Annotated in this window: 21 protein-coding genes, 1 pseudogene and 1 riboswitch; of the genes and pseudogenes, 15 read left to right on the top strand and 7 right to left on the bottom strand. The window is 74.9% G+C overall.

Annotated elements, in window-relative coordinates; genetic code table 11:
• Positions 1 to 88 precede the first annotated feature (88 nt).
• Both ABD352_RS00110 and ABD352_RS00105 read right to left on the bottom strand, forming a co-directional pair.
• On the bottom strand, positions 89 to 541 hold the full coding sequence (locus tag ABD352_RS00110) for a hypothetical protein (RefSeq protein WP_344610073.1): 453 nt from the start codon (positions 539 to 541) through the stop codon (positions 89 to 91).
• 304 nt (positions 542 to 845) lie between these two features.
• Entirely contained in the window at positions 846 to 1,823 is a 978-nt protein-coding gene (locus ABD352_RS00105; RefSeq protein ID WP_344610072.1) for an SLAC1 family transporter, read from the bottom strand.
• A gap of 147 nt (positions 1,824 to 1,970) precedes the next feature.
• Positions 1,971 to 2,119: riboswitch (cobalamin riboswitch) on the top strand.
• Between the two features lie 90 nt (positions 2,120 to 2,209).
• Here ABD352_RS00105 and ABD352_RS00100 point away from each other — a divergent pair.
• The 7 genes from ABD352_RS00100 (at position 2,210) to ABD352_RS00070 (ending at position 9,612) form a co-directional block, all read left to right on the top strand.
• Positions 2,210 to 3,250 (top strand): peptidase, encoded by a 1,041-nt coding sequence (locus ABD352_RS00100; RefSeq protein ID WP_344610071.1) that lies wholly within the window; start codon positions 2,210 to 2,212, stop codon positions 3,248 to 3,250.
• A 26-nt stretch (positions 3,251 to 3,276) separates the two neighbouring features.
• Positions 3,277 to 3,753, top strand: a complete 477-nt coding sequence (locus ABD352_RS00095; protein WP_344610070.1) for a hypothetical protein — start codon at positions 3,277 to 3,279, stop codon at positions 3,751 to 3,753.
• Positions 3,754 to 3,817: 64 nt separating this feature from the next.
• Positions 3,818 to 5,194: a cell wall anchor protein gene (locus ABD352_RS00090; RefSeq protein WP_344610069.1), complete on the top strand. Its 1,377-nt coding sequence runs from the start codon at positions 3,818 to 3,820 to the stop codon at positions 5,192 to 5,194.
• Positions 5,191 to 6,051, top strand: a complete 861-nt coding sequence (locus tag ABD352_RS00085) for a hypothetical protein (protein WP_344610068.1) — start codon at positions 5,191 to 5,193, stop codon at positions 6,049 to 6,051. Before ABD352_RS00090 ends, ABD352_RS00085 begins: the two co-directional genes overlap by 4 nt.
• Positions 6,052 to 6,053: 2 nt before the next feature.
• Positions 6,054 to 7,178, top strand: a complete 1,125-nt coding sequence (locus ABD352_RS00080) for a CbiQ family ECF transporter T component (protein WP_344610067.1) — start codon at positions 6,054 to 6,056, stop codon at positions 7,176 to 7,178.
• Complete coding sequence (locus ABD352_RS00075) at positions 7,175 to 8,779, top strand: ABC transporter ATP-binding protein (RefSeq protein ID WP_344610066.1); 1,605 nt, start codon at positions 7,175 to 7,177, stop codon at positions 8,777 to 8,779. The genes ABD352_RS00080 and ABD352_RS00075 overlap by 4 nt, the downstream gene beginning before the upstream one ends.
• On the top strand, positions 8,776 to 9,612 hold the full coding sequence (locus ABD352_RS00070; protein WP_344610065.1) for an ECF transporter S component: 837 nt from the start codon (positions 8,776 to 8,778) through the stop codon (positions 9,610 to 9,612). The genes ABD352_RS00075 and ABD352_RS00070 overlap by 4 nt, the downstream gene beginning before the upstream one ends.
• 21 nt (positions 9,613 to 9,633) lie before the next feature.
• Here ABD352_RS00070 and ABD352_RS00065 read toward each other — a convergent pair whose 3' ends face one another.
• The 3 genes from ABD352_RS00065 to ABD352_RS00055 form a co-directional block, all read right to left on the bottom strand.
• The gene (locus ABD352_RS00065) at positions 9,634 to 10,881 is read right to left on the bottom strand and encodes a cation:proton antiporter (RefSeq protein ID WP_344610064.1); all 1,248 of its coding nucleotides are present in this window, start codon (positions 10,879 to 10,881) and stop codon (positions 9,634 to 9,636) included.
• Positions 10,882 to 10,892: 11 nt separating this feature from the next.
• Positions 10,893 to 11,375, bottom strand: a complete 483-nt coding sequence (locus tag ABD352_RS00060) for a cation:proton antiporter regulatory subunit (protein ID WP_344610063.1) — start codon at positions 11,373 to 11,375, stop codon at positions 10,893 to 10,895.
• 136 nt (positions 11,376 to 11,511) lie between these two features.
• Entirely contained in the window at positions 11,512 to 12,348 is an 837-nt protein-coding gene (locus tag ABD352_RS00055) for a hypothetical protein (RefSeq protein ID WP_344610062.1), read from the bottom strand.
• Positions 12,349 to 12,510: 162 nt separating this feature from the next.
• Between ABD352_RS00055 and ABD352_RS00050 the strand changes: the two genes are divergently transcribed.
• The 3 genes from ABD352_RS00050 to ABD352_RS00040 all read left to right on the top strand — a co-directional run bounded on the left by ABD352_RS00050 (position 12,511) and on the right by ABD352_RS00040 (position 16,394).
• Entirely contained in the window at positions 12,511 to 13,458 is a 948-nt protein-coding gene (locus tag ABD352_RS00050; RefSeq protein WP_344610061.1) for a cation diffusion facilitator family transporter, read from the top strand.
• Between the two features lie 206 nt (positions 13,459 to 13,664).
• The gene (locus tag ABD352_RS00045; protein ID WP_344610060.1) at positions 13,665 to 14,039 is read left to right on the top strand and encodes a response regulator; all 375 of its coding nucleotides are present in this window, start codon (positions 13,665 to 13,667) and stop codon (positions 14,037 to 14,039) included.
• A 144-nt stretch (positions 14,040 to 14,183) separates the two neighbouring features.
• Complete coding sequence (locus tag ABD352_RS00040) at positions 14,184 to 16,394, top strand: DEAD/DEAH box helicase (protein WP_344610059.1); 2,211 nt, start codon at positions 14,184 to 14,186, stop codon at positions 16,392 to 16,394.
• A gap of 313 nt (positions 16,395 to 16,707) precedes the next feature.
• On the opposite strand, the gene ABD352_RS00035 is transcribed toward ABD352_RS00040, so the two are convergent.
• Positions 16,708 to 17,520, bottom strand: a complete 813-nt coding sequence (locus tag ABD352_RS00035; RefSeq protein WP_344610058.1) for a hypothetical protein — start codon at positions 17,518 to 17,520, stop codon at positions 16,708 to 16,710.
• Between the two features lie 101 nt (positions 17,521 to 17,621).
• Here ABD352_RS00035 and ABD352_RS00030 point away from each other — a divergent pair, with 101 nt between their 5' ends.
• Both ABD352_RS00030 and ABD352_RS00025 read left to right on the top strand, forming a co-directional pair.
• A complete protein-coding gene (locus tag ABD352_RS00030; protein ID WP_344610057.1) occupies positions 17,622 to 18,425 on the top strand; it encodes an SAM-dependent methyltransferase in 804 nt (267 codons plus the stop codon).
• A 502-nt stretch (positions 18,426 to 18,927) separates the two neighbouring features.
• The gene (locus tag ABD352_RS00025) at positions 18,928 to 20,658 is read left to right on the top strand and encodes an EAL domain-containing protein (RefSeq protein WP_344610056.1); all 1,731 of its coding nucleotides are present in this window, start codon (positions 18,928 to 18,930) and stop codon (positions 20,656 to 20,658) included.
• Between the two features lie 158 nt (positions 20,659 to 20,816).
• Here the strand turns inward: ABD352_RS00025 and ABD352_RS00020 are convergent, their stop codons facing one another.
• Positions 20,817 to 21,542, bottom strand: a complete 726-nt coding sequence (locus ABD352_RS00020) for an alpha/beta fold hydrolase (protein WP_344610055.1) — start codon at positions 21,540 to 21,542, stop codon at positions 20,817 to 20,819.
• 52 nt (positions 21,543 to 21,594) lie between these two features.
• On the opposite strand from ABD352_RS00020, the pseudogene ABD352_RS00015 reads away from it, so the two are divergent.
• From ABD352_RS00015 to ABD352_RS00005, 3 genes and pseudogenes are all read left to right on the top strand, one after another.
• Positions 21,595 to 22,686: pseudogene (locus tag ABD352_RS00015) on the top strand (GMC family oxidoreductase N-terminal domain-containing protein); the annotation flags it as partial.
• 56 nt (positions 22,687 to 22,742) lie between these two features.
• Positions 22,743 to 23,363 carry a TetR/AcrR family transcriptional regulator gene (locus ABD352_RS00010; RefSeq protein WP_344610054.1) on the top strand — a complete coding sequence of 207 codons (621 nt, stop codon included), beginning with the start codon at positions 22,743 to 22,745 and terminating at the stop codon, positions 23,361 to 23,363.
• Positions 23,360 to 24,811, top strand: a complete 1,452-nt coding sequence (locus ABD352_RS00005; protein WP_344610053.1) for a flavin-containing monooxygenase — start codon at positions 23,360 to 23,362, stop codon at positions 24,809 to 24,811. The genes ABD352_RS00010 and ABD352_RS00005 overlap by 4 nt, the downstream gene beginning before the upstream one ends.
• Positions 24,812 to 24,944 lie beyond the last annotated feature (133 nt).

Raw genomic sequence — 24,944 nt, 5'->3', positions numbered from 1 at the left:
AGCGCAATCGGCCGGTAGCTCAGCGCCACGTCGATGACGGCCTCGGCTCCGGGCCCGGTTTTCCGGCCGGGCCTCGCCCCGCGCCCCGTCACAGCGCAATCGGGCGGTAGCTCAGCGCCGCATCGACGACGGCCTCGGGTGACGCGTCGGCCAGCTCCGCCGGCGGATGAAAGATCAGGTCGGTGACCCGAGGGTGCGGGACGTTGGTGATCAGCAGGAGCACGTAGTAGTCCACGTCGTCGCCGGCCGCCTGTATCCGGCCGACAATCTCGATCAGCTCGTCGCGGGTGACGTCGGCGACCTTCGGAAATGCCGGCCGGGCGGCCTCAAGCGCGAAGTCCTCGACGTCGCGCGACGTCCAGTACGTGCGGAAGTCGTCGGTGGCGTAGCCATGGCCGGTTCCGGCGTTGAACGCGGCGATCGCGGCGTCCGCCGGCTCGCCGCGTTCCAGCAGCTCTTCGATGGTTTCGATGGCGGCACACAGCTCGGCCACGCGCTCGGGTGCGACCGGCGGCGGGCAGAGTTCGGGACGCAGCTCCATCCGGGCATTGTTCCCGGCGGGGCGCTGCGCTCCAACGCCGCCGCGGCGTCAGCGGGCCAGGCGCAGGCGCCACCGCAGCGTCAGCGGGCCAAGCGCAGGCGCCACCGCAGCGTCAGCGGGCCAGACGCAGGCGCCACCGCAGCGTCAGCGGGCCAAGCGCAGGCGCCACCGCAGCGCCAGCGGGCCAAGCGCAGGCGCCACCGCAGCGCCAGCGGGCCAAGCGCAGGCGCCACCGCAGCGCCAGCGGGCCAAGCGCAGGCGCCACCGCAGCGCCAGCGGGCCAAGCGCAGGCGCCACCGCAGCGTCAGTGCGTCAGGCGCAGGCGCCGCCGCGGGATCCGGTGGCCGGCGACGAGGGCCGATTTGACGGCCAGGCCGGCGATGAACGCGCTGATCGCCAGGATGACGATCCAGGACCAGATCCGGTACCCGGGCGCGCGTGCGTAGTCGATCCAGTGCAGCGTGAAGGTGGCGACGGCGGCGTACGGGAAGGCGAACGCCCAGAATCCGAGCGAGAAGGACAGCTTGCGGTACAACCCGAGGAGCCGTAGCTGGACGATGACCGCGAGTAGCGTGTACCCGCCCAGCGCGTAGGCGACGGCGTCGACCGTGCCGTGCGTGACGGCCAGGTAGGCCAGGCCGGCGAGGGCGGGCGGTGCCACCTCGATCGCCAGGGTCGGGCGCATCGGCGCGGGCAGCAGCCCCCGCAGGTACAGCCGGGACACGATGATCGCCTCGAGGACCAGCCACGACACCAGGCCGAGGCCGAAGAACGTCTGGGCCAGGCCGGACCAGCCGGCCAGGGCGGCGCCGATCGCCGCGATGAGGCCGCCCGCGACGGCGGGCAGCACGTACCCGGGGTGCAGGTGCTCCGGCTGGATGCCCTCGATGATCCACTGGCCGGTCATCCAGCCGGCCAGGGCGATCGTGATGACGGTGAACACCCCCAGCAGCCAGCGGCCGGCGGCCGGGCTGTCCGGCAGCAGGCCGATCGCGAGGAGCATGCCGACGATCGGGATCAGCGACACGAACGGCCCCATCACCGGGTGAGCCAGTTCGCCGCGCCAGCCCCCGGGCCGGCGCGGCACCTGCGCGACGTAGCCGGCCAGCAGCGCCAGCCAGACCAGGGCCGTGATGACGAACAGGATGTCGGACACGAGCGCCGGGGCCAGCCCCACCTGCGCGGCGTACCGCCAGCCGACCGCGAGGCCGGCCAGACCGTACGCGATGCCGAAGAGGTTCGGGGTGATACCGGCGTGCGAGCCGGTCGTCGGCGTGCTCATGCGGTCCCCCACGAAAGGTTCGACAGTCGGGCTGGGCGTGTCTACCCGAAATCGTCCCGGTATCCCGCGCCTATCCGCGCCGCTCGGCCCGGCCGGCCCGCGTGTCGCGATCGCCACAAGCCGGCGGGTGGGATTGACGGCGGCGCATCGCATCGACAGACTGACGGTCACAACAACATAGCCGTGCGTTGATGGGGGAAGTCCGGTCGAAATCCGGCGCTGGCCCGCAACGGTAGGCGACGAGCACCTTGACGCTCGTCGTGAGCCCGAGTACCCGTCCGCGTGCGTGGTTCCTGCACCTCCCTACCCGTCGTGGCCCACGGGTCGGAGCCACCGGGCGTGCTCCCGGTTTCTCTCGACTGCCAGGGCCGGAGAGGCCCGCCCACATGGCTGTCCACCGGCACCGCGTACGAACCCTGCTCGCCGGGGCGCTCGCCGCCCTCGCGCTGACCACCCTCGCCGCCACCCCGGCGGCCGCCAGCACGCCGACGCTCGACCGGCCCGCCGCCGCCTCCGGATGGCTGGCCCGGCAGATGGTCGACGGGGAGCGGTTCGAGGTCGTCTTCGACGGCGTCGCCTACCCCGACCAGGGCCTCACCATCGACGCGATCCTCGCGTTCGCGGCGACCAAGGTCGCCGGCGCCAGCGCGGCCAGGGCGACCGCGTGGCTGGCCCGGCCGGAGGTCCTTACCGGGTACATCGGCGACGGCACCGAGGCCTACGCGGGCGCCACCGCCAAACTGGCCCTCGCCGTGCAGATCCGCGGCGGCAACCCGGCCGCGTTCGGCGGCGTCGACCTCGTCGCCCGGCTGCGCGGGCTGCAGGCGCCGTCGGGCCGGTTCTCCGACCGGTCCGCGTTCGGCGACTACAGCAACCAGTTCACCCAGGCATTCGCGCTGCTCGCCCTGAGCCGCACCCCGGCCGGAGCGCCCGCCACGGGCGCGGCCTACCTGGCCGGCACCCGCTGCCCGGACGGCGGCTACCCGCTCTACTTCGACCAGCCCACCTGCGCCAGTGACGTCGACGCCACCGCCCTCGCGGTGCAGGCGCTCCTCGCCGCACACCGCCCGGCCGACGCCGCCCCGGCGATCGCGTGGCTGGTGTCGGTGCAGGCGGGCGACGGGTCGTTCACCGACGGCGCCGGCACCGTGAACGCCAACAGCACCGGCCTGGCCGCACAGGCCCTCGCCGTCGCCGGGCGCCCCCTCGCCTGGCTCAAGGCCCGCGGCTTCCTGCTCACCCTGCAGGTGCGCTGCACGGACCCGGCCCCGAACCGCGGCGCGATCGCCTACACCCCGGCCGGTTTCGACCCCGCCACGGCCGTGCGGGCCACCGCCCAGGCGGTGCCCGGCCTCACCGGCGCCGGCCTCGCCACGCTGACCGCGGCCGGGTCCAGGCCCGCCGCGCCGGTGCTCGCCTGCCCGTGACCGCCACCGTCCACACTGGAGGAACGATGACGTCCGCCCTGCGACGCACGCTGTCCACCGCCCTCGCTTCGCTCGCCGCCGTCGGCGCGCTCGTGCTCGCCGAGCCGGCTCCCCTCGCGGCGCACGCCGCCGCCTGCTCCCCCGGGACGGGCGTGACGGTCGTGGTCGACTTCGGTTCCCTCGGCGGCGGCGTGGTCACCGGCTGCTACGCCGGCGACCCGGCCACCGGCCTCGCGGCCCTGACCGGGTCCGGGTTCACCGTCGCCGGCACCCAGCGGTGGGGCCTGGCGTTCGTGTGCCGGATCAACGGCATGCCCACCGCGGCGACCGAGCCGTGCGTCAACACCCCGCCGGCCACGGCGTACTGGTCGTACTGGCACGCCACCCCCGGCGGCGCATGGACCTACAGCTCGAGCGGCGCGTCGTCGTACAACCCGGCCATCGGCACCGTCGAGGGCTGGCGCTTCGGCTCCGGCCAGCAGCCCTCCATCACCGCTCCCTGACGCCCCCGGCCCGGTGTGGTGCCACGTCCGCGGCGCCGCACCGGGCCCCATCGGAAGGCCCCTCATGCGTCCCCGCACGTACCGCGCCACCGCCGCCGCGCTCGCCGCCACCGTCGTGACCGGCGTCGCCGCCGTGACCGCCGTGGCCGCTCCGAGCCCCGCCCACCTGGCCGCGGGCCAAAACGCCGCGACGTGGCTCACCACCCAGCTCGAGGACGGGGTGCTGACCAACTTCGGCATGCCCGACATCGGCCTGACCATCGACGCGCTGCTCGCCCTGAAGGCGACCGGCGTCGCCCCGGCCACCGCGGACACGGTCGCCGACCGGGTCGCCGCGAACGCGGCCGCGTTCAGCTACTACGAGATCGACTACGACTCCGACGGCGACCTCGACCGGATCGTCGACGCCGGCTCCACCGCGAAGCTGCTCGTCGCCGCCACCGCCGCCGGCCGCGACCCGAAACACTTCGGCGGCCTCGACCTCGACGCCATGACCCGCGACCTCGTCGCCACCAGCGGCCCGCACCGCGGCCGGGTCCGTGACACCACGCCCGAGGTCTACGGCGGCGACGCCTCCAACACGTTCGACCAGTCCCTCGCGGTCCTCGGCCTGTCCCGCAGCGGCGGCGCGCCGGACGACGTGGTCGGCTACCTGATCCGCCAGCAGTGCCCGGCCGGCGGGTTCCGGCTCAACCCCGACCCGGCCGGCGCCGGCTGCTCCAGCGACGACGTTCCCGACGTCGACTCGACCGCGATGGCCGTGCAGGCGCTCCTCGCCGCCGGCGCCGCGCCCGGCGCGCCCGGCGCCGCGGCGAAGGGCGTCGCCTGGCTCGAGGCCGCGCAGGCCGCCGACGGGTCGTTCGTCAACGGCCCGCACAAGCCGGACCCGAGCCTGCCCGCCGTGGCCAACAGCAACAGCACCGGCCTGGCCGGGCAGGCGCTCGCGGCGGCCGGTGCCACCGCCGCGGCGGAGAAGGCCGCCGGTTGGATCATCAAGCTGCAGCGCGGCGGCGGCACCGACCAGGGCGCCATCGCGTACAGCCCGGACGCGTTCGGCACCGGCGCGATCGACGACATGCTGCGCGACCAGTGGCGCCGTGCCACCGCGCAGGCCCTGCTCGCCCTCGCCCAGGTCCCGTTCGGCGAGATCGGCGAGCAGCCCGCCGGATCGGCCTCGGCCTCGCCGTCCGCATCCGCGTCGCCGTCGGGGTCCGCGTCCGCGAGCCCGTCGGCCAGCGCATCGGCCAGCGCGTCGGCGAGCACGACGCCGTCCACGTCCGCGTCGGTGAGCCCGTCGCCGTCGTCGGCCGCCCCCACGACGCCCGGTGGTGGCCTGCCGGTCACCGGCGACCCGATCCTGCGCGTCGCCGTCCTCGCCGTTGCGCTCATCGCCGCCGGCCCGGCCCTGGTCCTGGTGGCGCGGCGGCGCCGCAGGCCATGACCCGCCCGCGTGGCCGGCTCGTCCGGGCGGCGGCCGCCGCGATACTCGCGGCCGCCGCCGGCGCCGCGCCGCCCGCCACGCCGGCCGGGGCGGGCGGCACCGCCGGGTACTGCCCGGACGCCACCGGCGTCACCGTCGTGGTCGACTTCCACGAGCTCGGCGGCGGCGTGGTCATCCGCTGCGCACCGGGCGAGCAGGGCAGCGGCCTGACCGCGCTGCAGAACGCCGGGTTCGCCGTCGCCGGCACCAACCGGTGGGGCCTCGCGTTCATCTGCCGGATCGAGGGCAGGCCGACCGCCGCATCCGAACCGTGTGTCGACACGCCGCCCGCCACCGCGTACTGGTCGTACTGGCACGCCTCGAACGGCGGCGCCTGGGTCTACAGCGACAAGGGCGTCAAGAACCGCACCCCGCCCCAGGGCAGCTTCGAAGGCTGGTCGTTCTCCAAGAACCACACCGAGGGCAGCATTCCGACGCCCGGCGCCGCACCGTCCCGGCCGGCACCGCCGCCACCACCACCGCCGGCGACCACCGGCCAGCCGGCACCCGGGGCGCCGACGACCATCACCGCGCCCCGGACCACGGCGCCGGGCGCCGCCACGGCGCCGGGCGCCACCACACCACCGGCGGTAACCTCCGGGCCGGCGTCGAGCGACCCCGCCGCGCAGCCGTCCGCCGGCCCTGCGCAGAGCACCAGCCCACCGGCGTCCACGACCGCGCCGCCGGCGGACGTCTCGGCGACCCGGAACGCGTCCAACGTTCCCGCCGGCACCCTCGCCGGCCTGGCCGTGCTCGTGGCGCTGGCGGCCGCCGGCGGTGTGGTCGCCTGGCGGCGCCGTACGACCCGGGACACGTAGGAGTGGAACGGCTGCCGCGCGCGCTGCATCCGGGGGCCTGGTGGCTGTGGGCCCTCGGCCTGGCCACCGCGGCCAGCCGGACCACCAACCCGATCGTGCTCGCCCTCGTCGTCGCGGCCGCGGGGTACGTCGTCGCCCGCCGCCGCACCGACGCTCCCTGGGCTCTCGCCTTCCGCCTCTACCTGCTGCTCGGCGGTCTCATCGTGGCCAGCCGCCTGCTGTTCCGGATCGTCCTCGGCGGAGGCGGCGGAGCCGGCACCCACGTGCTGTTCACCCTGCCGCAGATCCCGCTGCCGGAGTGGGCCGCCGGCATCCGGCTGTTCGGGCCGGTCGCCGCCGAGGAACTGCTCGGCGGCCTCTACGACGGGCTCCGGCTCGCCGCGATGCTCGTCTGCCTCGGCGCCGCCAACGCCCTCGCCAACCCCAAACGCCTGCTCAAGCTCGTCCCCGCTGCCCTGTACGAGGCCGGCACCGCCGTCATCGTCGCCCTGTCCGTCGCGCCGCAGCTCGCCGAGAGCGTGCTGCGGGTACGGCGGGCCCGCAGGCTGCGCGGCGGCACCGGCAACGGTGTCCGCGCGCTGCGGGCGATCCTGCTGCCCGTCCTCGCCGACGCCCTCGACCGCTCGCTCACCCTCGCCGCCGCCATGGACTCCCGCGGCTACGCCCGCGCCGGCACCACACCACGCCCCGTCCGGCTCACCACCGGCGCCCTCGTCGTCGCCGGCCTGCTCGGCGTCTGCGTCGGCGTGTACGGCCTCCTCGACGCCACCACACCCCGCCCGCTCGGCCTGCCGCTGCTCGCGGCCGGTGGCATCGCCGCGGCGGCCGGGCTCGTCCTCGGCGGGCACCGGGTGCGTCGCAGCCGCTACCGGCCCGACCCGTGGCGGCTGCCCGAGACCGCCACGGCGCTCGCCGGGATCGGCGCCGGGGCGCTGCTGTTCGCCACCGCCGCCGTCGACCCCGCGAACATCTACCCGTCCCTGAGCCCCCTCGCCTGGCCGCAGCTCGGGCTCCTGCCCGCGCTCGCCGTGGCGCTCGCGGCGGTGCCGGCCTGGCTGAGCCCGCCGCCCGTCACCGCACTCGCCGGGTCCCCGCCCGGCGACGAACCTGCCGAGGCGACCGCATGATCGAGTTCGACCGGGTCACCGTCACCTACGCCGGCGCCGCGGCGCCCGCGATCCGCGACGTCACCCTGGCCGTCGGGGAAGGCGAACTGTGCCTCGTCGCCGGCCACACGGGCACCGGCAAGTCGACCCTGCTCCGCGCGGTCAACGGCCTCGTGCCGCACTTCACCGGCGGCACCCTCGCCGGCCGGGTCACCGTCGACGGCCGCGACACCCGCACCCACCCGCCCCGCGAGCTCGCCGACGTCGTCGGCTACGTCGGTCAGGACCCGCTGCACGGCTTCGTCACCGACACCGTCGAGGAGGAGCTCGCCTACGGCCTCGAACAGCTCGCCGTGCCGGGCCCGGCCATGCGCAAACGCGTGGAGGAGACCCTCGACCTGCTCGGCATCGCCGAGCTGCGCCACCGCCCGCTGCGCACCCTGTCCGGCGGGCAGCAGCAGCGCGTCGCGATCGGCGCCGTCCTCACCGCCCACCCGCGCGTCGTCGTCCTCGACGAACCCACCTCCGCCCTCGACCCGACCGCCGCCGAGGACGTCCTCGCCGCCATCACGCGGCTCGTGCACGACCTCGGCATCACCGTCCTCGTCGCCGAGCACCGCCTCGAACGCGTCGCCCACTACGCCGACCGGCTGCTCTACCTTCCCGGCGACGGCACCGTCACCGACGGCTCACCGGCCGACGTCCTCGCCCGGGCCGCGATCGAGCCGCCGATCGTCGAGCCCGGCCGCCTCGCCGGCTGGCACCCGCTGCCGCTCTCCGTCCGCGACGCCCGCCGCCTCGCCGCGCCGCTGCGCGGGCGCCTCGCCGGCCGCGAACCACCCGCGCGCGGCGCCGGGGCCGGCGGCGCCGCCGTCGCGCTGCCCGCGGAGGGCGTCGTCGTGCGGTACGGCCGCCAGATCGCGGTGGCTGGCGTCGGGCTCGCCCTGCGCCCCGGCGTGGTCGTCGCGCTCATGGGCCGCAACGGCTCCGGCAAGTCCTCGCTGTTGTGGGCGCTGCAGGGCTCCGGGCCCCGCCACCACGGCACGGTCACGACCGGCGGCGCCGATCCCGCGACGCTGACCCCGGCCGAGGCCCGGCGCCGCGTCGGCCTCGTCCCGCAGACCCCGGCCGACCTGCTGTACCTCGACACCGTCGACGCCGAGTGCGCCGCCGCCGACCGCGAGGCCGGCGCCGAGGAGGGCGCGTGCCGCTCGCTGCTCGACCGGCTGACGACCGGTATCCCCGGCGAGCGGCACCCGCGCGACCTGTCCGACGGCCAGCGCCTCGCCCTCGTCCTCGCGGTCCAGTTGGTCGCCGCGCCGCCGGTCCTGCTGCTGGACGAACCCACCCGCGGCCTCGACTACGCCGCCAAGCACCGGTTCGCCGCCATCGTCCGCGGCCTCGCCGGGCGCGGCACCGCGGTCGTGGTGGCCACCCACGACGTCGAGCTCGTCGCCGCGCTCGCCGACCGGGTCGTGGTCATGGCCCAGGGCGAGATCGTCGCCGACGGCCCCACCGCCGACATCGTCATCGCCTCGCCCACCTTCGCACCGCAGGTCGCGAAGATCCTGCACCCGCAGCCGTGGCTCACCGTCGCCGACGTCGCCGAGGCCCTGCGATGAGCGGCCCGGTGCGGGTCCGGCCCCGGGCCGCGGCCGTGCTCTGCCTGGCCTCCGCCGCCGGGCTGGCCGCGTTCTTCTGGCCGCTCTTCGTGCCCGCGCAGCCCGAGGCGATCGCCCGTACCGCCGAGGCGCCCCTGATCTTCGTCGTTCTCCTGCCGGTCCTCGTCGCCGTCATGGTCGCCGAGCTCACCGGCGGCGGCATGGACACCAAGGCCGTCGCGATGCTCGGCGTCCTGTCCGCGATCAATGCCGCGCTGCGCCCGCTCGGCGCCGGGACGGCCGGCATCGAGACCGTCTTCTTCCTGCTCGTCCTCGCCGGACGGGTGTTCGGCCCCGGGTTCGGGTTCCTGCTCGGCTCGACCTCGCTGTTCGCCTCGGCGCTGCTCACCGCCGGCGTCGGGCCGTGGCTGCCGTTCCAGATGCTCGCCGCCTCCTGGGTCGGCCTCGGCGCGGGTCTCCTCCCGCGCCGCCCGGCCCGGCGCACCGAGACCGCGATCCTCGCCGGGTACGCCGCGCTCAGCGCCTACGCGTACGGCTTCTGCATGAACATGTGGTTCTGGCCCTTCAGCCCCGCCGCCGGCACCCAGCTGTCCTACGTGGCCGGCGCCCCGCTGCTGGACAACCTGCACCGGTTCGTGCTGTTCACCGCCACGACATCGTCGCTGGGCTGGGACACCGGCCGAGCCATCACCAACGGCGTCGCCGTCGCCGTGCTCGGACCGGCCGTCCTGGCCACCCTGCGCCGCGCCGCCCGCCGGGCCGCGTTCGACGCGCCTGCCGAGTTCGCTACCGCTCCTGGAGACCCCGGCGTTGCCGGACCCGGCGCCCGGTGAGCCTGGTCGACCCGGACGCCGTCACACGGCCGTCGCCTGGGTCGGCGCCGGGCCGGGCTCGGCGGCCGGCGGCGCGCCGGGGGCCTGGGGCTCACCGGGGGCCGGTGGACCACCGCGGCGGCGGCTGCGCCACCTGACGATCGGTTCGAGGGAGCGGGCCAGGATCGGGCCGAGGACCGCGAGCACGAGCACGTAGGCGGCGGCGAGCGGACCGATGCGGTCGTTGAGCCCGGCGCTGACGGCAAGGCCCGCGATGACGATGTTGAACTCGCCGCGCGGGGTGAGCGCGACGCCCGCCCGGGCCCGCCCCAGCGGGCTGACGCCGGCCCGCCGCGCCGCCCACCAGCCGGTGGCGAACTTCGTCAGGATCGAGACCAGCGCCAGGACCAGGGCGATGCCGAGCATCGACGGCAGTGCGGACGGGTCGGTCTGCAGGCCGAAGAACACGAAGAACACGGCGGCGAACAGGTCCCGCAGCGGGGTGAGCAGCTCGCGGGCGGTGTGGGCGAGCGGCCCGGACAGGGCGATGCCGACGAGGAACGCGCCGACCGCGGCGGAGACCTGCAGTCCCTGCGCGACGCCGGCGACGAGCACGGTGAGGCCGAGCGCCTTGAGCAGCAGGACCTCGTCGTTCGGGGAGGCGACGAACATCTCCACGTAGCGGCCGAAGCGCAGGGCGATGACCAGGATGACGGTGATCGTCGCGGCGGCGATGGCGAGGGTGCCCAGGCCCGCGAGGAACCCGACGCCGGCCAGCAGCGCGGTGAGGATCGGCAGGTACACGGCCATCGTGAGGTCCTCGAAGACCAGCAGCGACAGCACGACCGGGACCTCCCGGTTGCCCAGCCACTGCAGGTCGCCGAGGACCTTCGCGGTGATGCCGGACGAGGTCACGTACGTGATGCCGCCCAGCGCGACCGCGGCCACCGGTCCCCAGCCCAGCAGCAGCGCGACGGCCACGCCGGGCGCGGCGTTGAGGACCAGGTCGACGACGCCGGCGACGGCGTTGTGCCGCAGCGTGCCGACGAGCTCGGGCGCGGTGTACTCCAGGCCGAGCGTGAACAGCAGCAGGATGACGCCGATCTCGGCGCCGGTGGCGGTGAACTCCTCGCTGGTCGCGAGCGGCAGGATGCCGCCCTGCCCGAAGGCGAGGCCGGCCAGCAGGTACAGCGGGATCGGCGAGATGGCGAACCGGGCCGAGACGGCACCGAGCAGGCCAAGCGCGAGGATCACCGCGCCGATTTCGATCAGGGCAGCGGTTCCGTGCATACGCTCGCGCCTCAGCCGTTGGCGAAGATGTCGGCGACCGCGTCGGTACCCTCGGCCGTGCCCACGACAACCACGAGGTCGCCGGGGAAGAACACGAAGTCCGGCCGGGGGCTCGCCAGGATCTGGCCGGACCGGATGACCGCCACGATCGACGACCCGGTCCGCGTGCGCGCCTGGGTGTCGCCGAGTGTCCCGCCGTCGTACGGCGAACCGGCCATGATCGGCACCTGGACCGTCTTCAGCCCGGTCACCTGCCGCTGCAGGTCGGCCAGCCGCTCAACGATCCGCGACGTGCCGAGCAGCTCGGCCACCCCGTTGGCCTCGTCGGTGCTCAGTGACAGCGTCGCGCACACGGTGTCCGGGTCGTCGCTGCTGTACAGCACGATGTCCCTTCGCCCCGATACATGCGACACCACCGCCGCATGCTGTCCCTTCGTGGTCACGAACTCGTGTCGCAACCCGATCCCGGGCAGTCCTGTGCGCTCGACCTCCACCGACCAGCAACTCCTTCACACCCACGCGGCCTCCACACGGGCCGCCATTTGCCGCCGGTCTACCGTGTCCGGCCGATATGGAGAACTGATCGCGACGGCATGACATTCGTGTGACGCGCGAGCTGCGGTACGCCCGTCAGTCGCTCGACTCGGGTTGCAGATAGATGTGCCGGGCGGCCGGCACGAAGTCCTGGATGTGCGCGCGGGCTCGGTGCAGGGTAACTGCGACGTCGGCGCCGGCGGGCAGGCCGACGCGGGCGGTGACCATGAGCTCGTCGTGCGCGAGGTGCACGACGTGCAGGTGCGCGACGGAGCGGATGTCGGCGGCCAGCAGCGCCAGCTCGATGCCGTTGGTGTCGGCGGTCCGGGCCGGGCTGAGCACGGCCAGCCCGACGAGGCGGACGGCGAGGAGGAGGTCGACGCCCGCGATCACGGCCGCGACCGTGGCGGCGGCGATGGTGTCCAGCAGCCGGGTGTGGCTCAGCTCGCACGCGGCGACGCCGGCCAGGACCGCGAGGGTCGCCGCGGGCGCGGCCAGGTGCAGCACCGCCGTGAGGGAGGCCCGGATGCGCGGGTTGTGCCGCAGGTACGCCCGCCAGGACGCCCGCCCGCGTTCGCGGTCGGCGGCCCGCAGCACCACGACCGCGGCAACGGCCTGGACGGCGAACGCGGCGGCGAGCTCGAGCCGGGCGGGGCCGGACGGGCCGACACACGGGATCGGCCCCTCCGGGGTGACGGCGGCCCACACGACGGACAGCGCCGCGAGCGTCGACGCGGCCACGCTCGCCATCAGTGGCAGCAGGAGCCGGTCGCGCCGCGCGGGCCGCGCCGCGGCCGGGACGACCGGCCGCGGCAGCTGCGTGACAGGCCCGGCCACGGCGAGCGCCACCACGGCGGCGACCATCGTGGCCGCGGTGGCCGCGTAGGCGGCGGCCAGCAGCACGGTGGCGGCCGCGCCGCAACCGATGCTCACTCGCCGGACGGTCGCTGTGGTACGCACGACACCCATCTTGACCGATGCCCGACCGCACCGGCGCAGCCGCCACGCTCGGTGGCGGGATGTCTGCCACACTGGATGATCGAGACGGGGGCCGGTCCTGGCGCCCCGCACGGACGATGACGGAGGCTGGTGCCGGTGGCGGCGGATGGTGGCAGTACCAAGGCGGTGCTGACCGCATTGGCGGCAAACCTGGGCATCGCGCTGAGCAAGGGCGCGGGTGCACTGATCACGGGATCGTCGTCGATGCTGGCCGAGGCGGTGCACTCCCTGGCCGACACCACGAACCAGGCGCTGCTGCTCATCGGCGGGCGCCGCGCCAAGAAGGCGGCGAACGAGCAGCACCCGTTCGGCTACGCCCGCGAGCGCTACATCTACGCGTTCATCGTCTCCATCGTGCTGTTCACCCTCGGCGGGCTGTTCGCCGTCTACGAGGGCTACCACAAGATCCTGCACCCGACGGACCTCGACAACCCGATCGTCGCCGTCATCATCCTGGTCATCGCGATCTGCTTGGAGGGCTACGCGCTGCTCACCGCGGCCCGCTCCGCCAACGAGACGCGCGGCAACCGCACCTGGTGGCAGTTCATCCGCCACGCCAAGGCCCCGGAGCTGCCGACGATCCTGCTCGAGGACGCGGGCGCGGTCACCGGCCTGGTCGTGGCCCTGCTCGGCGTCGGCCTGACCGTGCTCACCGGCAACGCGGTCTTCGACGGCATCAGCACGCTCATCATCGGCGCCCTGCTCGTGGCCATCGCGTGGGTCCTCGCCATGGAGACCAAGAGCCTCCTCGTCGGCGAGGCGGCCTCCAAGGCGCACATCGCCAAGATCCGTGAGGCCCTGCTCGCCGAGCCGCTGTTCGACCGGATCGTGCACCTGCGCACCATGCACCTCGGCCCGGACGAACTGCTCGTCGCGGTCAAGGTGACCGTCGCGGAAGGCACCCTGGCCGAGGACATCAGCGGCGCGACGAACAACGCCGAGGCCCGGATCCGGGCGGCCGTGCCGATCGCCACGCTGATCTTCGTCGAGCCGGACATCTTCCAGCCACAACCGGAGGCCGTCGCCGAGTCCGGCGCCGCATGACCCTTCCGGCCGCGGCGGCGGGCCACGTTGCCTCGTGCCACCCGCCGCGGCCGGAATCCGCGAACTCCGGCACCTCCCGCACTGGGTCGGCGTACGACCGCGAGCCACGATGGAAGTGAAGGCCGTCGCCTGTTTGGGGGGCGAGTCCGATGGGTGTCGCGCAGACCGTTGCGGTCGGATGTCACGAGGATCTGCGATGCCTCGTCGTGGACGGCTGCGACCCGGTCACCCGATCCATCCGGGACCTGCTGGAGCGCGAAGGCATCGAGGTGCTGGGCGTGGCGTCCAGCTTCGCCGAGGCCCTGCGGCAGTTCCACGACCTGCGGCCTGACGTCGTCCTGGTGGACCTCTGCCTCGGCGCGGAGAGCGGCTTCGACCTGGCGAGGAAGCTCAGCAGCGTGCGCGAGCCCCCGATGGTCATCCTGATGTCCACCAGGCGCCAGGACGACTACGAGGAGCTCATCGCCGCCAGTCCGGCGGTCGGCTTCCTCAGCAAGATCGCCGTGTCGTCCGGCGCCATCCGGAACCTGATCACGACCGCACGTAACCGCCCGCACACGGACGGCGTGGTCCGTCGATAGGCGCCGCGATCCGAGGGTGCGTGCCGGGCGCCGCGGCTGGTCTGTCGGTACGTTCAAGGGCATGTCCCTGCGGTACCCCTCGATGCCCCGGCGGCCGGCGGTCCGGCCCGGTGTCGTCGGCGCGCTGCCCTGGCCGCCGCCGCGATGACGGCGCCGAGTCGCCGGGAGACGCGCGCACTGCTGGCCCGGGCCGCCGAGACACAGGCCGGCGCCGAGGCGATCGCCGAGGTCGTCGGCGCGGCCCGGGCGGAGGTCGTCGCGGCGTACGAGATCGCGCGTGAGCCGCAGGTGTGGGCCGCGCTCGGCAAGATGTCGATCGAGACGGTCAAGGACACCGTGGACGGCCGGGCCCGGCTCGACGAGCTGCCGGCGCACGGCATCTGCTCGGTCGCCGACGTGCTGCGGGCCGGCCCGCAGCGGCTGGTCCGCGTGCCGGACATCGGCGACGGTACGGCACGCAAGACCATCAACGCCGCCGAGCAGCTCAGGCGGGCGGCCCAGGACTCGCTGCAGTTCCGGATCGAGTTCGACCCGGGCAACCCGGACATGACCCGCCTGGTGCGGGCGCTGGCCGGATGGCGCGCGGTGTGGCAGGCGGGCGCGGCGCACGAGGCCGACGCCGGGAGGCTCGCCACGGAGCTGGCCGCGCAGCGGCCGATCGCCGAACCGACCGGGGCGGGACGGCTGCGCCGGCTGTTCATGCGGGCCGGGGACCGGGCCGTCGCCGACGACGCGGCCGCGCGGGTGCGGGCCATGGTGGACACGGCCGAGTCCAGCGGGCTGCTGCGGGCCGCCCATGAGCTGCGCGCGGTCCGCACGCCGGGCGACAGGCAGGCCTGGCGCGACTTCGAGCAGCACTCGGCGGACTACTACGGCCTGCTCAGCCAGGTCGTCGGCCTCGGCGGCGACGTCGCCGCGAGCGAGGGCTTCCTGCCCGCCGACATCGTCGAACGGGTCGGCGCGCAGCAGCTGGACACCTCCCGGCTCAACGACGGCCTCCGGCTGCGCGGCTACCAGTCGTTCGGTGCCCGCTTCGCCCTGGTCCAGCGGCGGGTCGTGCTCGGCGACGAGATGGGGCTGGGCAAGACGGTCCAGGCCATCGCGACGATGGCGTACCTGTCCGCCCGCGGCGCCACCCACTTCCTCGTCGTCTGCCCGGCCAGCGTGCTCATCAACTGGGCCCGCGAGATCGCCCGGCACTCGACGATTCCGGTCATCAGCCTGCACGGCAACGGCCGGGCGCGGGCGGCCGCCCGATGGCGGGCCCAGGGCGGCGCCGGCGTGGTCACGTTCGGCTCGCTCGGCGCGCTCGGACTCCCCCCGCCCCGGCCTGCGCTGCTCGTCGTCGACGAGGCGCACTACGTGAAGAACCCCGGCGCGAAACGGTCGCAGGCGGTCAACCAGGTCGCGGCGGAGTCCGACCGGGTGCTGTTCCTCACCGGCACGCCGATGGAGAACCGGATCGACGAGTTCCGGGCCCTGATCGAGCACCTGCGGCCGGAGATCGCCGCCGGCATGGGGCCCGAGCACGCCGCGATCAGCGTCGAGGCGTTCCGGCGCGCGGCCGCGCCGGTGTACCTGCGCCGCAACCAGCCCGACGTGCTCACCGAGCTGCCGGAGCTGGTCCAGGTCGACGAGTGGGAGGAGTTCGGCGCCGAGGACGGGTCCGCGTACCGCGACGCGGTGGGCGAGGGCAACTTCATGGCGATGCGCCGGGCCGCGTTCGCCGTGCGCCGCCCGCACGACTCGGCGAAGCTGACCCGCCTGCTCGAGCTGGCCCGCGAGGCGATGGCCAACGGCCGCAAGGTCGTGGTCTTCTCGTACTTCCGCGACGTGCTGACCGTGGTGTGCGCCGCGCTCGGCGCCGACGCCTGCGGGCCGATCACCGGCTCGACCCCGGTCGCCGACCGCCAGCGAATCGTGGACGAGTTCACCGCCTCGCCGAAGCCGGCCGTGCTGGTGTGCCAGATCGAGGCCGCCGGGGTCGGCGTGAACATCCAGGCCGCCTCGGTGGTGATCCTGTGCGAGCCGCAGGTCAAGCCGTCGATCGGGGCCCAGGCGATCGCCCGGGCCCACCGCATGGGGCAGGTGCGCACCGTCCAGGTCCACCGCCTGCTGATCGCCGACTCGGTCGACGAGCGGATGATCGAGCTGCTCGGCTCGAAGGCGCAGCTCTTCGACGCGTACGTCCGGCACAGCACCATCGCGCAGGCCTCGCCGGGCGCCGTGGATATCTCCGAGGTACAGCTGGCCCGGATGATCGTGGCGCAGGAGCAGCAGCGGCTCGCCGGCACGCCGGAGCAGCCCCGCCGCCTGGTCACCTCCCCGACGCCGGCCCAGCACCACCGGATCTGACCACCACACGATCCGGCCCGGCACCCGCGCCGGCAGCTTCCCGGACCCCGGGCAGGCCGCAGCCCCGGCTCCGGACACACGAACCCGGCCGGCCGCATGGGCGCGGACGAGCCTGGCGCGACGGCGCACGAGGCCGACGGCGACGCGCCGCCAAGGCCCGAGGAGCCCGGCGAACCCGGGGCCCCGCGAGCCCGGCGGGCTCGGAGAACCCGGGGGGCCTCGGCGGGCACGGCGGGCTCGGAGAACCCGGGGGCTCGGCGGACAACACCCTTCCGGCGGTCCCGGCACGTGGGCGAATCCGCAGGCCGAGATCTCAGCGGCCCAGGCGGGTGAGGACATGCTCGCGCAGAACCGGAGGCACCGCCCGGTCCCTCATCGCCCGGTCCACCAGATCGAGGTCGAACGGCGGCGGCACGCCGATCGCCGGGCCAGCGCCGACCACCGAGTCCACACCGCGCATCAGGCCCGCGCCACGCAACGGGTCCGCGCCGCGTGGCGAGTTCGCGCCACGCACCGGGCCCGCGCCGCGTGACGAGTCCGCGCCACGCAACGGGTCCGCGGCCGGGCGGAGGGTCGCGTCGCAGCCCCGGATCGCGCCAGGGTCCGGGTCGCGGGCGGAGCTTGCGGCCCGCAGGTGGTCGAGCAGGGGTTCGTAGCGGTCCGGGCGGTTGCGCACCAGCTCCGAGACCAGCCGCAGCTCCAGCCGGACCGCCGGCACCACGTGCGGGCCGACGGCCAGCTCGACGTAGTGGGTCCACGCGCCGGGGCCGATGCACTCGATGGTGTCGACGGCGGACTCGTGTTCGACGGTGCTCGCGCCCACCTCGATGCCGTCGACGACGAAGTGCGTGAAGTACTGCCCGGCGGCCGGCAGCCAGGCCGGCGGATCCAGGCACCGGTGCGCGGACAGGGCGGCGGCGAAGTGCTCGACGTGCTCGCGGCGGCGGACCAGCAGGTCGACGTCGCCGGCCGGGAGAGCGACGCCCTGGGCCAGGGCGGCGGCGGTGCCGACGAGGCGGTAGGTGAAGCCCGACGCGGCCGGGTCGACGAGGTCGAGGACCAGGGTCAGGATGCGGTGGAGTTCGGCCAGGTCACGCAGGGGGCGGGAGGTGCTGGATCCGCTCATGGCGCCATTGTGCCGCCGGGGTACGACATTTCCGGGCGCCAATCGGGACGGGCATCGATGTAAGGTCGATCCGCGAACCGCCGAGCCAATGGGAGGGTGCGGTGACATTGCCGGAGTGGGTGCCGGACGGCGTCGACATCACCACGCCGAATGCGGCGCGCGTCTATGACTACACGCTCGGGGGGTTCCACAACTTCCAAGTGGACCGGCAGTTCGCCGAGGACGCGCAGCGGGCATGGCCGGGGATCTTCCAGCTGGCGCACGCCAACCGGGCGTACCTCGGGCGGGCCGTGCAGTGGCTGGTCGGCCACGGGGTGCGGCAGTTCCTCGACATCGGCTCCGGGATCCCGACGCTGGGCAACGTGCACGAGGTGGCGCAGGCGACGGCGCCGGACGCCCGCGTGGTGTACGTCGACATCGACCCCGTCGCCGTCGCGCACAGCCGGCACATCCTCGCCGGGCACCCCAACGCCACCGCGATCAGCGGGGACCTGCGCCGGCCCGACGAGATCCTCGGGCACGAGGAGGTGCTGGGGCTGCTCGACTTCTCCCAGCCGATCGCGCTGCTGCTCATGGCGGTGCTGCACTTCGTGCCCGACGCCGACGAGCCCGGGCAGGTGATCCGGCGCTTCGACGAGGCGACCGTGTCCGGCAGCTACGTCGCGCTCTCGCACGGGATCCCGGCGAAGGTGCCCTCCGACGCCCAGGAGGAGGTGCGGTCCCTGTACCGCCGGACGCCCACCTCCGTCCACCTGCGCTCCCCCGACCAGGTCTCGGCCATGCTCGACGGGTTCACGCTGGTCCAGCCGGGGCTGGTGCCGATCACCGACTGGCACCCCGACCCCGAGGACGACGAGGCACCGCAGCCCACGGTGCTGGCCGCGGTGGCCCGCAAGGGCGCGTAACCGACCGGCACCCGGACAGGACCGAGGGGCCCGCACGGAGGACCGGCGGGCCCCGAACCACGTCCGGCCAGCGCTGTGTCCAATTCGCCGCCCGCCAGGGTATAAATCCGACATGTCGCGGCGCGCAGCGCCCGACATGTCGCACCACCCGAGCGACACGCGGACAACCGTCAGGAATGCCGGCCGGACACAAGGCAGTGGCCTGCGACGACCATGTCGCACCACCCGAGCGACACGCGGACAACCATCAGGAATGCCGGCCGGACACAAGGCAGTGGCCTGCGACGACCATGTCGCACCACCCGAGCGACACGCGGACAACCATCAGGAATGCCGGCCGGACACAAGGCAGTGGCCTGCGACCACGCGAAAGGGTTCGCCGGAACGTCCGGGATGCGCCGGTAGGACTGGATTTGCCACCCCGCCGAGCGTCATAATCACTTGCCGAAAACACGTACATTTCCACGCTTGCATACGTCATGTCCTCGAAAGGGTCGCCCACATGACGGAGCGCTATCCGGGGCTCGACGCCCGGGTCGCGGCGTTTGCCGCGACCTGGGACCGCACGCTCCCCGCCGGCACGAGCTTCGTACCCGGCGGGAGGGCCCGGCGCCGCGCACTGCTGGAAGGCTTTGCCCGGCGGCTCGTCGCGGCGGTGATCGACCGCGACTTCGACCGGCACGAGGGCTTCCTGGTCGGCCACGACATGGTCCACGCCGACCTCGCCCATCCCCGCGTACTGCTGGTCAGCACCCAGCTCCTGCGCGACCAGCTGCTCACCGCCGTCGGGCCGCCGGAGTCCCGGGCCGCGAGCCGCCTCACCGAGCTGCTCGACGAGCTCGCCCACGGCTTCACCACGGCGATGCGCGAGCAGGTGGCCGGAGTGGCGGAGTCGATCAACCGGAGCGAGCGGGCCGCGTGGCGGGACCGCCAGCGCGACCTCGAGGCCCAGGTCCGCCGGCAGCTGCTGCACGACCCGCTGACCGGGCTGCCCAACCGGGCCGCGCTGGGCGGGCTGCTCGCCCCGATGCCGGCCCGGCTCGGGCTGTGCGTGGTCAACCTGCGCGGCTTCAACGCGGTCAACCAGCTGCTCGGCCACGACGCCGGCAATGCCCTGCTGCTGGGCGTGGCCCAGCGCCTGCAGGTGCTGGCGGTCGACCGGGGGTACCACCTCGGGCACCTCGGCGGCGACACGTTCGTCCTCATCGTGCCGGGCACCACCGGCGGCGACGAGGCGGTCAAGGCGGCCGACGCGGCCCTGCGCGCGCTGCCCAGCCCGTGGCCGGCGGACGGGCACGACATCCCGGTCGCGGGGCGGGCCGGCGTCGTGGAGGGGCCGGCCGACACCGGCCCCGACGAGCTGCTGCGCCAGGCGTCGCTGGCGCTGGACTGGGCGCGGCACGACGGGACGGCCTGGGCGGCGTACGACGCGGGCCGGGCCGCCGCCCACCTGCGCCGCCACCAGCGGGCCAACGCGCTGCCCGAGGCGCTGGCGGGCGGCGAGATCACGGCGGCGTACCAGCCGATCGTCCGCCTCGCCGACCACGCCGTCGTCGGCATGCACGCGCTGCCCCGCTGGGTGCACCCGGACACGGGGCCGGTGCCGGAGGCCGAGCTGCTGTGCATCGCCGAGCGGTGCGGCCTGCTGGCCCCGCTCGGCCGGCACCTGCTGGCGAGCGCGTGCGAGCGGGCCGCGGCCTGGCAGCTGCACGAGCCCGCCCCGATCGTCAGCGTCGACCTGGCCGCCGAGCAGCTGCGCCACCCCGACTTCGTGGACGGCGTGACCGACGTGCTGCGCCGCACCGGCCTGCCGCCGGCCAAGCTGCACGTGGCCGTGCCCGAGCGGGCCCTGCACGACGAGACCGACGCGGTCGCGTTCGCCCTCGACGGCCTGGACCGGCTCGGGGTGCGGGTCGCGGTCACCCAGGTCGGCCTCGGGCACGCCAACCCGACCGCCAGCCCGGTGCACAGCGTGCGGATCGATCCGCAGCTGATCTCGGGCCTGGCCCGCTCCGCGACGACGCACCGGTCCAACCTGGCCATGGCGACGTGGCTCATCGCGATGTTCCACGACCTGGCCATCGCGGTCACGGCGACCGGCGTGGACAGCCGCGACCAGGTCACCGCGCTGCAGCTGCTGGACTGCGACTACGGCCTGGGCCGCGCTTTGGGCCGCCCGATGACCCCGGACGCCGCCGACCTGCTGTTCGGCGTGCCCGACGCAACCCGCTAGCCACACCGGCCCGCCACGACAAAAACGACGCGCCGGCCCGCCACGACAAAAACGAAGAGCCACGACAAACGAAGAGCCACGACAACACGAAGAGCCACGACCAAAGCGAAGAGCCACGACCAAAGCCCAAGAGCCATGACGAAGAGGCCGGGCGAGCGCTACGCGGCGGCCGTGGCCAGGATGAGCTCCGCGCAGGCGCGCGGATCGTCGGCGAACGGCAGGTGCCCGCAGCCGGGCAGGCGGACGTGCCGCGCCGAGGGCAGCAGCGCGGCCGCGCGCCGGGCCTGGCGGACCGGCAGGATCAGGTCGCGGCTCCCCCACGCGACGGTGACCGCGATGCCGTCCAGCGCCCCCGGACCGGCGAACCGATGCGCGGCGAAGGCCCTGCGGGCGGCGGCGAAGCCGGGCGCGTGCGCGAGGTGACGGGCGTCGGCCACGCCCTCGGCCGGGTCGACCCGGCCCGGGTGGCCGAAGAACAGGCCGAAGAGCGCGACCCGGCCCGCGCTCGTGCGGGCCAGTCCGGGCAGCGCCGGCGCGAAGGCCCGGGCGCACCCGCGGGCCGCGGTCACCGACGCCTGGCACCAGCGCCGGCCGGCCGGTCCCCAGAAGCCGATCGGCGAGAACACCGTCACCGACCGGGCCGCGCCCCGCCGGCCCAGCTCCAGGGCGACGCCGCCGCCCATCGAGCTGCCGGCCACGTGGAACGGCCCCGGGCCGGCCAGGCGCGACACCTCGTCGGCGAGCTCGCGCACCGAGGCGCCGGGCAGCGTCGGGGCGAAGACGGCGAAGCGCTCCTCGAGCATCGGGAGCACCGGCGCCCACACCTGCCCGCGGCTGCCGATGCCGTGCAGCAGCACGAGCGGCTCGCCGCGGCCACCTCCCACGGGCCCGATCCTAGTTATTGACAGACGGACAACAAGGGGGGACCGTGCCAGCATGTCCCCGACGGACTATGACGTCATCGTGATCGGCTCCGGCTTCGGCGGCAGCGTGAGCGCGCTGCGCCTGGCCGAGAAGGGCTACCGGGTCGGCGTGCTGGAGGCCGGCCGCCGCTTCGCCGACCACGAGTTCGCCCGGACCTCGTGGCACGTGCGCGACTACCTCTTCGCGCCGGCCGCCGGCTGCTACGGCATCCTGCGCATGACCCTGCTGCCCGACGTGCTGGTGCTCTCCGGCGCCGGGGTCGGCGGCGGCTCGCTCGGCTACGCCAACACCCTCTACCGCCCGCCGGACGTGTTCTACGCCGACCAGCAGTGGTCCTCGATCACGGACTGGAAGGACGAGCTGCGGCCGTACTTCGACGAGGCGAGCCGCATGCTCGGCGTGACGGAGAACCCGCGCACCACCCCCGCCGACGACGTGCTGCGCGCCGTCGCCGAGGACCTGGGCGTGGGGCACACCTACCGCCGTACCCCCGTGGGCGTGTTCTTCGGCGAACGAGGGGAGCGAGGCGGCCGGAACGTCCCCGACCCCTACTTCGGCGGCGCGGGCCCGGCCCGCACCACGTGCACCTTCTGCGGCGCCTGCATGACCGGCTGCCGCGTCGGGGCCAAGAACACGACGGTGAAGAACTACCTGCACCTGGCCGAGCGGGCCGGCGCCGAGGTGCACCCGCTCACCACCGTGGTCGGCCTGACGCCCCGGCCGGGCGGCGGCTACCTGGTGCGCACCGTGCGCACCGGCGGGAAGCTGCGCCGCCGCGCCCGCGCGTTCACCGCCGCCGAGGTCGTGCTGGCCGCCGGGGCGGTCGGCACCCAGCGCCTGCTGCACCACATGAAGCGCCGCGGCGACCTGCCGCACCTGTCGGACCGGCTGGGCGAGCTGAGCCGGACCAACTCCGAGTCGATCCTGGGCCCGCGGGCCCGCCGCCGCGACGCCGACTACAGCCAGGGGGTGGCGATCACCTCCTCGATCCACCCGGACGCCGACACGCACGTGCAGCCGGTGCGGTACGGGCCGGGCAGCAACCTCCTCGGGCTCATGGCCGCGGTCCTCGTCGGGGACACCGGCCGGACCCCGCGCTGGCTCGCCGGGCTGGGCAGGACCCTCGCGAGCTGGCGGGACTGGCCTCGGCTGTTCTGGGTATGACTGAGGGCGCGGTGGCCGAGCGCGGCCGCCGCCTGGAGCCGGACGAGCGGCGTGGGCAGATCCTGTCCTGCGCGGTGCGCCTCTTCGGCGAGCGGCCCTTCGCCGAGGTGTCCACCACCGACATCGCCAACGCCGCCGGCGTGGCCCGCGGGCTCATCAACCACTACTTCGGCACCAAGAAGGGCCTGTACGTCGAGGCCGTGCGGGTGCTGGTGACGATACCGGCGGTCGCCGTCGAGCAGCTGCCGGCCGGCGACCTCGCCACCCGCGTCGACGCGAGCGTCACCTGGTTCCTCGACGTCGTGTCGCGGCACGCCACCTCATGGCTGGCCGTGGTCGACGGCGGTGGCCTGGGCCGCGACCCGGACGTGCGGCGGGTGCTCGCCGAGGCCGACGAGGTCGCCGCCGGGAGCATCCTGGTGGCCGTCGGGCTCGGCGCCGCCGAGGGCGCGCCGCGGGCGATGATCCGGGCGTACTGCGGCCTGGCCAAGGCCGCCGCCCGGGAGTGGCTCGAGCGCGGCGCGCTGACCCGCGAGGAGGTCCACACCCTGCTGGCCACCACGCTCGTCACGCTCGTCCGGGACGTGTTCCCGCGGACCGGCGGGGGCCGGCCATGACCAGGATCGCCGTCATCGGGGCCGGGTTCGGCGGGATCGCCGTGGCCCACCTGCTGCGCCGGGCCGGGTTCGCCGACGTCACGATCTTCGAGCGGGCCGGTGACGTCGGCGGCGTCTGGCGGGACAACACCTACCCGGGCTGCGCCTGCGACATCCCCGCGCCGCTGTACTCCTACTCGTTCGCCCTCAACCCGAACTGGTCGCAGCGCTTCCCGCCGCGGGCGGAGATCCTCGAGTACCTCCGCGGCTGTGTGCGGCAGTTCGGCCTCGAAGGGCTGCTGCGGCTGGGCACCGACGTCACCGAGGCGGCGTGGACCGGCACCGCCTGGCGGCTCAGCCTGGCCGGCCCGGACGGCGCGACGGGCACCGCCGAGTTCGACGTGCTCGTCCCGGCGACCGGGCAGCTGTCCCGCCCGGTGGTGCCGGCCATCCCCGGCGCCGGCGACTTCGCCGGGCGGGTCACCCACACCGCCGGCTGGGACCCCGGCCTGGACGTGACCGGCCTGCGGGTCGGCGTGATCGGCACCGGCGCCAGCGCCGTGCAGCTCGTCCCGGCCATCGCCGGCCGGGCCGCCCGCATCACCGTCTTCCAGCGCACCGCGCCCTGGACGCTGCCGAAGCCCAACCGGCGGTACGGCCGCGCCCGCCGCGCCCTCAACCGCGCCCTTCCCGTGCTGATGCGCGCCTCCCGGACCGGCACGTGGTGGCTGACCGTGGTCACCGGCCGCGCCGTCGTCGGCCACCCGGTGGCCCGCCGCCTGGTCGGGGCGATCTCCGCCGCGCAGCGCTTCGTCCAGGCCGGCCGGCTGCGGCGCCGGGTCGCGCCGGACTACGCGATGGGCTGCAAGCGGGTGCTGTTCACCGGCGACTGGTACCGCACGCTGCGCGCCCCGCACGTCGACCTCGTCACCGACGACATCCTGCGCATCGCGGGGGCCGGCGTGCACACCGCCGACGGCGCCGTCCACGACTGCGACCTGCTCGTCTACGCCACCGGCTTCGCCGCCACCGAGTTTCTCACCCCGCTGCGCGTGCGGGGCCGCGACGGCCGCGACCTGCACGACGAGTGGCGCGACGGCGCCTACGCCCACCTCGGCATCGCGGTGCCGGGCTTCCCGAACATGTTCCTGATGTACGGCCCGAACACCAACACCGGCAACACCTCGGTCGTCTACTTCCACGAGGCCCAGGCCCGCTACATCGTGCAGGCGGTCCGGGCGATCGCCGCCGGCGGCCTCCTCGAGGTGCGCCCCGAGGTGGCCGCCGAGTTCGACGCCGAGATGCAGCGGCGGCTGTCCACGAGCGTGTGGACCGGCTGCACCAGCTGGTACCGCACCGGCTCCGGCCGCATCGTCACCAACTGGCCGGGCATGGCCGCCGAGTACCGCGCCCGCACCGCCCGCCTGGCCCCTGGCGACTACCTGGCCGGCGTCACCTCGCGGCGCTGACCGGCGCCTGCTCGATCGTCGCCGCGGTGCGCTCCCGCACGGCGAAGGTGCCGATGGCGAACAGCGTGGCGTAGAAGATGCCGTCGGGCAGCAGGAACCAGGCGCCGGGCAGCCCGAGGGCGCCGACGAGACA

Origin of the sequence: Dactylosporangium salmoneum, assembly GCF_039532525.1 — a bacterium.
In the GTDB taxonomy this organism is placed as follows: domain Bacteria; phylum Actinomycetota; class Actinomycetes; order Mycobacteriales; family Micromonosporaceae; genus Dactylosporangium; species Dactylosporangium salmoneum.
Note: the sequence above shows the minus strand (reverse complement) of the source record. Positions and strands in the feature narration are given on the sequence as shown.